This window comes from Pseudomonadales bacterium (assembly GCA_013215025.1).
In the GTDB taxonomy this organism is placed as follows: domain Bacteria; phylum Pseudomonadota; class Gammaproteobacteria; order Pseudomonadales; family DT-91; genus DT-91.
Map to the genome: position 1 here is coordinate 1 of JABSRR010000076.1, position 7,475 is coordinate 7,475.

A 7,475-nucleotide genomic window follows, 5' to 3' on the forward strand; every position below is an offset into this window, starting at 1 on the left:
TGGCCACGTGGCTTGGCGTAATAACCGTCAAACCTTTGATGCGGCGCGCTTTATGGTCACGCCAATTGATAAATTCAAAATTGACTATACCTACATAAACAGTCGCTATACACCGTTAGGCGGCGAGGTGAAAACTGAAGATCACTTTGTCAATTTATCCTATCAAACGCCAGTGGGTAAAGTAAGCGGCTATACCTATATCATTGACCCTGATAATGGCCTAGATGATGCGCTATCAACTTACGGTATTCGTTTTGCTGGCAGCACCGGTGACGATATTACGTTTAAGTATGCTGCTGAGTATGCCTCGCAAACCAAAGAGCAGGAAGTTGGCGACGATTTTGATGCTGATTATTTATTGGCAGAATTTGGCCTTGGCTTTAGCGGTATTAACCTAACTTTAGGCTATGAGCAACTAGGCAGTGATGATGCCCAATTCGGCTTCAGTACACCGTATGCCACAGGGCATAAATTTGCCGGCTTTGCCGACCAGTTCTTGGCGACGCCTAATGAGGGTCTGCAAGATACCTACTTTACTGTATCCGGAAAGCTTGCTGGCATAAAACTTGCTGCAACCTATCATGATTTCAGTGCAGATGAGTCGACGGACACGGTTGATGATCTGGGTAGCGAGATTGACTTCGTCGCGGTTAAGCCAATTGGTAAAAACTACTTAGTGGGCTTTAAATACGCTGCTTATAGTGCCGGCGACGATGCGGCAGGTAAAGTTGATACCGATAAACTATGGCTTTGGACTGAGCTGAAATTCTAAGACTTTCATAGCAGGCTTGGCACGGTGCGTCATAATCACCGTGCCCTTTTTTGGTTCACACAGGTAAATTTATGAGTAGATTATCGATTGCGCGCAGTCACCAGTCATTAAAACAATGGCATGCCACAATTGATATGATCAGACAGCTGTATCTGATGTGCTCAGATATTCGCGCGCATCGCGGCGCCAGCACTGCGCTATTGGGCGGCGATGAGTTTTTTGCCAAAATTGTTGAGAAACATGCCCGCGATATCAATCTTTATTTTCTAGCAATTCAAACCGATAAAGAAAGTCTTCAGTTGCTGCAGTCTGCACAGGCATTTGCAGATATTCACGATAAATGGAAAGCCATCAAAGAACACTGGCAGCGCCACCCGCAGTTAAGCAATTTTTATGAGCATTGTGAGCTGCTAAATACCATTCAAAACCATATCTGGCAGCTAGCTTTGCAAGCTGACCCAGGCTTGGTCAGTAATAACGACAAGGCGGTTATCGCTCGCTTTATTTTGAAATATCATGCTGAAGCAATGGAGACCATTGCGCGGCTGCGCGGCTATGCCTGTGCGTTTTGTGCCCGGGACAGTATTGATGAGCAAGAGCGCATGTTAATCGCTGATGAGATTAAAGCTGTTTTTCACACCTGGCAAAAACGCGAAGAGTCGTTTAATACCTTGCCATTTGAGTTTTATAAAAAAATGCAGGCTGTATCAGCACAGCTAGCGATGAGTGAGGAAGTGTTAAACTTTATCTCTCTCGTGAGTCCGATGCAAAACCCAGAGCAGCAATGCCCTAATGGCTCTGAGGTATTTAATCATGCCAATCGTATTCTCAATTTGATGAGTGCGCAACTCGAGGAAGGGCTAAGCGCCTTACGAAAATTTGTGCCGGAAGATTTAATGAGCTGGATTGAAACGCCCAGTAAACCGAATCTAGTGAATAATAACTTCAGCTGATCTGTGTTGGCCCGCGCGACTGATCTTGCGCCAGCACTGGCGGCATAGAAGGCTGAACCACTGCTTGAATCGCACCGTTTTTAATAACTGTAGGCGTGCATCCTGATAGCCAATCTCAACCATCGCGGCTAATTCTTCCGGGTTGGTATCGACGCTATTGTGTGCGGACAGATTTGGCCTTATGCACAGGTCGGCCTGGCGTGTATGATTTTCGGTATTATTGTTAATCGCAATGGCGATCGCGTTCGACATGACATCAAAGATATCATTTGGCGCGCGGTAGTTTGACTGGGCGCTTAAATCCACCGCGAGTAAGCTATTGGCGCCAAGCTCAAGCAGTGCTGAAATCGGAACATTCTCAACAATACCGCCATCTACCAATAAATTGTCGCCAATCTGAACCGGTTTAAACAAGCCGGGCAAGCAGGTGCTGGCCATTATCGCGTCAGCAACTGGCCCGCTGCGCAAAATCACCGTGCGGCCGGTGGCGATATCGGCGGCTACAATGGCTAAGGGTATTTTAGCATCTTCGATATTTACCTCACCCAAGTGCTCTGTCACTAACTGCCCCAGCTTATGGTTGTCGAACAGGCTCAATTTCGAGGGCTTGAGCCGCCTAACATCTTGCCAGCTCATGTCTAAGCCGACGGCTTCAATTTCAGCGAGGCTTTTACCAAACGCATAGAATGCGGCAACTAAGGCGCCAATACTGGTGCCAGCGATGCAGTGCAGAGGGACTTGCTGCTGCTCAATAGCGCGTAATACGCCAATATGGGCTACACCTAGGGCAGAGCCGCCGCCTAGGGCGAGGCCATTATGGTATAGCGGGTTGCGTAAAGTCTGAGCAATGTTCATATAAAGTTACTCACAGTTCGTCACAGTTACTTGATGTAGGTAAGCGCGTTTATTGTGTGAATTATAAAAAAATAACGCCAAAACCTAATCTTAGCAATCAAGCGGTTTTTTAGCGGTCTAATGGCTGTATCAGCGGAGCTGTCACGTCACCGCGGCTGAGCTATGGCGTAGTTAACTGGCATGGGCTTTTTTTAACACCTCATAGGCTTCACGAATGGCCATGAAGCGATCAGGATCACCACCTTTATCTGGGTGATATTGATTTGCGAGTTTGCGGTAGGTGATACGAATAAGACGGCTATCCTTAGTAGGCTCAAGCCCCAATGTTTGATAAGCCATAGCCTGCTGGTCGGTTGAGATATAATCTTGCCAAACACCGTCAAGAATGGCTTGTACTTCTTCTAAGGTGGTTTCAGAAAAATTCTGCCAGTCGAGATAATAGTTACGTAATGCCTGTTGGCTTATGGCTTGCTGCGTAGCCGAACGTTGCGTGTCGGGAAGGCTCTCTAAATAAATATCTAAGGTGCTGATGTTTAGCAGCAAGCCATCGTCGAGAAAATCGAGCTGAAGTTGATACAGTGCATTCATCATCATCCAGTTGAGTCTGAACAAGGCGAGCTGTTGGTTATGATGCAGGCGAGGCAGATGGCTGGTGCGCTTTAGCTCGCTTAACAGCTCATGGATCGCTAGCTTAGAGCTGGCATGACGAATGATATATAAAATCGCCGGCTTTAAGGGGTTATGGTCAAGATTCTGCATGCTTTGATTGTGCCAGAAAATCCACTGAGTACAATATGCGGCTCAGATATCAGAGAGTAGACATATGGCCTTACTGGACATCGCAATTTTCCGCTTTCGCCGTAGTGATTATGCTGGCGAAATAAGTGTTAAGGCGCCGCCAGCGTCTATGGACACCGATGGCGGCAGTTTATCATTGTTTGAGCAGGCGAAATCCTTATTCAATGCCAGTGCACAAAAACGCTTTGGTTATTTTGATCCTGACGCAGAGCATAAGCAGTTATCAGGCTTGATCAGTAACTGGCGTGCACAGCAATTTGATTTTGTCAGTTTGGCGACAAAGCTCAGCGGTGATTTACACGCTACACTGGCTGAGTCCGACACCCCATTTGACTGCTGTGTGATGTTTGCCCACGAGAGTATCTTGGAGCAGCATTACGCTTATGCCTTGGTACTGCCTATGAAAAGCATGCAGCAGTTGAATGGTGATTTAGTGCCAACGGAGATCGATGTGATAGACAGTGGCAAGCTTAGTTTTGCCTGGCGCCTGCATTTGCAAGACATTGAACAGTCCTCGCCAAAATACCTTACCCAGCTGGCTAGTCGCGGTGCAAAAGATTTGACCGAGGCGTGGTTGCGTTTTAGTCAGTTCAAAGAAGGAATTGATATTACCGCCGAGACTACCGAATTTATCACGCTGGTGGATCGCTTCACCGAAACCTTGGATGCTGATCAACAATCGAATGCCAAAACACAGGTGATCAATTACTGTGTTGAGCAAGATAAGTTAGGCTTGCCGGTTCAGCTACAGGAGATATCTGGTCAATTGGATGAGCAAGCCCCTGATAAGTTTGCTGACTATATACAGGCACATCAGCAGCAGCGAAAGCCAGAGGTGCATACTGATCGAGCAGTCTTAAAACGCTATATGCGTTACTTTGGGCGAGATAATTCCTTGAGTATCAATTTTAGCTCTGAGCGTTTAGGTCAGGATATTATTTATCAGCCCGAGGTAGGCAGTTTACGCATCGAGAATATACCTAAGCCCCTAAGAAAGCAGCTCAGTCAGTATCGCGAACAGAATGAATCTGATGCATAAAAACAAACAGCCCCAGAGGGGCTGTCTGTCAGTAGCCTGAATGATCAGGCCTCTCGTCGGGCCGTGGCCCTAAATCGACAACGCAATTTGCAGATCTTGCGATAATCGCGTTTGTTAAGTTACATTTGCATGGCTGAAAGCTGCAGCGGCGTCATCTGCATGGCCTGTGCCACCTCTATACTGCCGCCATTCAATAAAATTGGGCAGGCTCTCGCTAATTCTAAAGCTTCATCAATACTGTCAGCTTCGATCAAGCTGTAGCCGCTGATCGGATTAAGGCCGCCAGAATGCATAATCGTACCGTCAGCGCGCACCGTGCTCGACAGTCCAACCGGGTTGCCACCGTCGACCACAGCAGGGCCCATAGCCTGCAGCCACTGCTGCCAGGCATGCATTATGCGGTCATACTCAGAGGCGTTGCTGTAGTGACTGCCGCCGTGGTAGGCAAAAACAAATTTCGACATAGCAAATCTTCGTAGCGCTTATATATATTATTGTAGCTAGCTTGTTAGCGGACGACAGCAACTCGTTAAATTGAATAACGATAAAAAAAATAATTTCAAAAAAAAATGAGTATAAGAAGCTTATAGCAGAAAGTGTGCACGCGCAGTGGCAATCGGTTCTTGCTCTGAACTTTGCCAGGCAGTGATCGACACATTGACAACATTGCGCCCCTGACGCACAACATGGCAGCGGCTAAAGCTGTCGCGAAAACGACCTGGGCGCAGATAGTCGAGAGAGAAATCTATGACTTTAGGGATGCGCTCGCAGTCAATGCTAGCGAATACATGAAAGCAGGCGGCTAATTCCATGAAGCCGCCAATACAGCCACCATGTATTGCCGGTAGAGTCGGGTTGCCGATATTATTTTCATTCGCCGGTAACTTAAATAATAAACTGTCACCGACATACCAAGCCTGCATGCCAATCAATACGGCGTAGGGTACTTGATCAATCAATTGGTCAATCTGCTGAGCTTCCCGTGCCTGCTTGATTTGTTCGATCATGCGCGGCTCTCAGTGTTAGACTGCAGGCGCATAAAGCTGGCGGTACAGTGGGCAATTGGCTGCGCTTCATGCTCTGCATGGAAAGCCGTGCCGCGGGCGAAAATCACCGTTGGCGTGACGCGATAAGCCTCAGCTTTGCCAATCACGGCAAGCCCGGGTGTGGCGGCGCGCATATAGTCAATGCGTAAGTCGAGCGTTGGTGCAATGGTTGGCTCGCTGCAGGCTAACACGGCGGCAAAGCCGCAGGCAGTATCCATCAATGTTGTCAGGGCACCCCCATGAACAACCTGATTGTCGGGGTTGCCAATGATTTTGACGTCGTAGGGAAGTTCTAGAGTGAGTATGCCAGGTGCGGTGTCCAGCACCTGAATACCAAGCAAAGCGCAGTGCTTAAGGTTGCTAATGACAGCTTGTACATGCTGGCTAAGTGCAGCAAATGCCGCATTTTCTTCAGCCGACATTAGCTTTTAGGTTTGACGTAAAGTACCAGTGAGTGATCAACCAGCTCATAACCATGACGCTCAGCAATTTCATGCTGTAAGCGCTCAATTTCGGGAGCAATAAATTCAATAACCTTGCCGGTTTCGGTACAAACCATGTGGTCGTGGTGCTCTTCTTTGGCTAATTCAAACACACTATGACCGCCTTCGAAATTATGCCGTTCAACCAAACCAGCGGTTTCAAATTGGGTTAACACGCGATATACCGTCGCTAGACCCACGTCTTCACCGTGGTCGAGTAAGGTTTTATACACATCCTCGGCACTCATATGTCGACCATCTTCACTGCTAGTATCAAGAATTTGCAGGATTTTGACTCGCGGTAGCGTGACTTTTAACCCGGCTTTACGAAGCTCTTGGTTTTCGTTCGACATTTTCAGTCCTTTCATTTATCCCGGCGTCGATTCGCCAGTGTATTTAAGCTATTATAGCGCGTTTGATAATCGGTATGTTAAAGCAAGTTATGACCAGCATCAATCGTCTGCCAACTATTGCCAAAACAATTTTACTTTTTGGCCTACTGCAGCTCAGTGCCTGCAGTACCTCTCACTTTCCCTGGGTGTATCGAATCGATGTGGAGCAGGGGAATATTGTTGACGATGATAAACTGGCTGAGGTTGAGCTAGGCATGACGCGCGCGCAGGTGAAATATTTGCTGGGTAGCCCTTTGATAGAAGACAGTTTTCATCCAGACCGCTGGGATTATTTTTACAGCTTTCGTACCGGCAAAGGCCTTTATGAGACCAGGCGGGTGACCTTGCTTTTTTCTGGGCAAACACTGACCTCGGTAGAGAAGACGCCGACCACAGAAATCGAGCTCGACTATTGGTGATATGTGCCTGCTTTTAGCGCCTGAGCCTATTTCCTGTCCGATTTTTAGCCCTTTTTAGCTTATTCTTAAGTCTATTTTTGCGCCCGACTTTGACAGCCGTTCTCTCCCTAAAGATTCTCACCTTTAATAAAAGCAGTTATTAATAACAACAGTTATTCGATACTCCAGTACGCGAGAGTCCTCGAGTCGGTAGGTCTGTAAAATCGATGTGCGCTTGTTGCCAAAAGCAACCGGTGTAAGGAATATTGCTAGAAAAAGTGATACTTTTCTGCATTAGCAACGTCTAATACTTGATAGTGGCAATCGGGATATGCGTCCCCTAATGTATATCCCGCACATTCTGGATGGAATGTGGCATTTAACCGGCGTTTACGCCGGTTTTTTTATGTCTGCGTATTTTTCTAAGCTTGATATTTGCTGGTTCAGGCTAAATTCTATTCGCCGCTGCGTTTAGCCTTAGCCTTGTCTGCACGTGCCTTGCGGCTGGCTTTGGGGTCAGATTTTAACGGTCGATAAATTTCTATGCGTTCGCCCGCTTGCATGATATGGGTTTTTGGTTTGATAGCTTTGCCAAATATGCCCATTTTAGCGCTATCAAAATCAAATGTGCTTTGTTCAAAAAATCGTTCGATACCAGATTGTTTAACCGCATCGATAGCCAATGTGCCAACAGCTACTTCGCAGCTGACAATTTTTTGCTGATGCGGCAACGCATAGGC

At 47.1% G+C, this 7,475-nt stretch carries 11 protein-coding genes; 4 read left to right on the forward strand and 7 right to left on the reverse strand.

The window, feature by feature from the left end; all coding sequences use genetic code 11:
• Both HRU21_07165 and HRU21_07170 read left to right on the forward strand, forming a co-directional pair.
• On the forward strand, positions 1-772 hold a 772-nt coding region (locus HRU21_07165; protein NRA42074.1), incomplete at its 5' end, for a hypothetical protein.
• A 71-nt stretch (positions 773-843) separates the two neighbouring features.
• Positions 844-1,725 (forward strand): hypothetical protein, encoded by an 882-nt coding sequence (locus HRU21_07170; protein NRA42075.1) that lies wholly within the window; start codon positions 844-846, stop codon positions 1,723-1,725.
• Here HRU21_07170 and HRU21_07175 read toward each other — a convergent pair.
• Complete coding sequence (locus tag HRU21_07175) at positions 1,702-2,580, reverse strand: patatin-like phospholipase family protein (GenBank protein ID NRA42076.1); 879 nt, start codon at positions 2,578-2,580, stop codon at positions 1,702-1,704. The genes HRU21_07170 and HRU21_07175 overlap by 24 nt on opposite strands.
• A 171-nt stretch (positions 2,581-2,751) precedes the next feature.
• Positions 2,752-3,339, reverse strand: coding sequence for a DnaJ domain-containing protein (locus HRU21_07180; GenBank protein ID NRA42077.1), 588 nt, complete (start codon positions 3,337-3,339; stop codon positions 2,752-2,754).
• Between the two features lie 64 nt (positions 3,340-3,403).
• On the opposite strand from HRU21_07180, the gene HRU21_07185 reads away from it, so the two are divergent.
• Complete coding sequence (locus tag HRU21_07185) at positions 3,404-4,417, forward strand: nucleoid-associated protein (GenBank protein ID NRA42078.1); 1,014 nt, start codon at positions 3,404-3,406, stop codon at positions 4,415-4,417.
• A 119-nt stretch (positions 4,418-4,536) separates the two neighbouring features.
• Here HRU21_07185 and HRU21_07190 read toward each other — a convergent pair whose 3' ends face one another.
• From HRU21_07190 to fur, 4 genes are all read right to left on the reverse strand, one after another.
• Complete coding sequence (locus tag HRU21_07190; protein NRA42079.1) at positions 4,537-4,881, reverse strand: hypothetical protein; 345 nt, start codon at positions 4,879-4,881, stop codon at positions 4,537-4,539.
• A 120-nt stretch (positions 4,882-5,001) separates the two neighbouring features.
• Positions 5,002-5,424, reverse strand: coding sequence for a PaaI family thioesterase (locus HRU21_07195; GenBank protein ID NRA42080.1), 423 nt, complete (start codon positions 5,422-5,424; stop codon positions 5,002-5,004).
• Positions 5,421-5,885, reverse strand: a complete 465-nt coding sequence (locus HRU21_07200; protein NRA42081.1) for a PaaI family thioesterase — start codon at positions 5,883-5,885, stop codon at positions 5,421-5,423. The genes HRU21_07195 and HRU21_07200 overlap by 4 nt, the downstream gene beginning before the upstream one ends.
• Positions 5,885-6,298 (reverse strand): ferric iron uptake transcriptional regulator, encoded by a 414-nt coding sequence (gene fur, locus HRU21_07205; GenBank protein ID NRA42082.1) that lies wholly within the window; start codon positions 6,296-6,298, stop codon positions 5,885-5,887. The genes HRU21_07200 and fur overlap by 1 nt, the downstream gene beginning before the upstream one ends.
• 74 nt (positions 6,299-6,372) lie before the next feature.
• On the opposite strand from fur, the gene HRU21_07210 reads away from it, so the two are divergent.
• Entirely contained in the window at positions 6,373-6,756 is a 384-nt protein-coding gene (locus tag HRU21_07210) for an outer membrane protein assembly factor BamE (GenBank protein ID NRA42083.1), read from the forward strand.
• 434 nt (positions 6,757-7,190) lie between these two features.
• On the opposite strand, the gene HRU21_07215 is transcribed toward HRU21_07210, so the two are convergent.
• Positions 7,191-7,475 (reverse strand): RnfH family protein (locus tag HRU21_07215; protein NRA42084.1); only part of this gene is annotated, 285 nt, incomplete at its 5' end.

What these genes read in the sequence shown, in the direction of transcription:
- HRU21_07175 (NRA42076.1), bottom strand. Translation starts at nt 2,580, where the DNA reads ATGAACATTGCTCAGACTTTACGCAACCCGCTATACCATAATGGCCTC.
- HRU21_07180 (NRA42077.1), bottom strand. Translation starts at nt 3,339, where the DNA reads ATGCAGAATCTTGACCATAACCCCTTAAAGCCGGCGATTTTATATATC.
- HRU21_07185 (NRA42078.1), top strand. Translation starts at nt 3,404, where the DNA reads ATGGCCTTACTGGACATCGCAATTTTCCGCTTTCGCCGTAGTGATTAT.
- HRU21_07200 (NRA42081.1), bottom strand. Translation starts at nt 5,885, where the DNA reads ATGTCGGCTGAAGAAAATGCGGCATTTGCTGCACTTAGCCAGCATGTA.
- HRU21_07210 (NRA42083.1), top strand. Translation starts at nt 6,373, where the DNA reads ATGTTAAAGCAAGTTATGACCAGCATCAATCGTCTGCCAACTATTGCC.
- HRU21_07190 (NRA42079.1), bottom strand. Translation starts at nt 4,881, where the DNA reads ATGTCGAAATTTGTTTTTGCCTACCACGGCGGCAGTCACTACAGCAAC.
- fur (NRA42082.1), bottom strand. Translation starts at nt 6,298, where the DNA reads ATGTCGAACGAAAACCAAGAGCTTCGTAAAGCCGGGTTAAAAGTCACG.
- HRU21_07170 (NRA42075.1), top strand. Translation starts at nt 844, where the DNA reads ATGAGTAGATTATCGATTGCGCGCAGTCACCAGTCATTAAAACAATGG.
- HRU21_07195 (NRA42080.1), bottom strand. Translation starts at nt 5,424, where the DNA reads ATGATCGAACAAATCAAGCAGGCACGGGAAGCTCAGCAGATTGACCAA.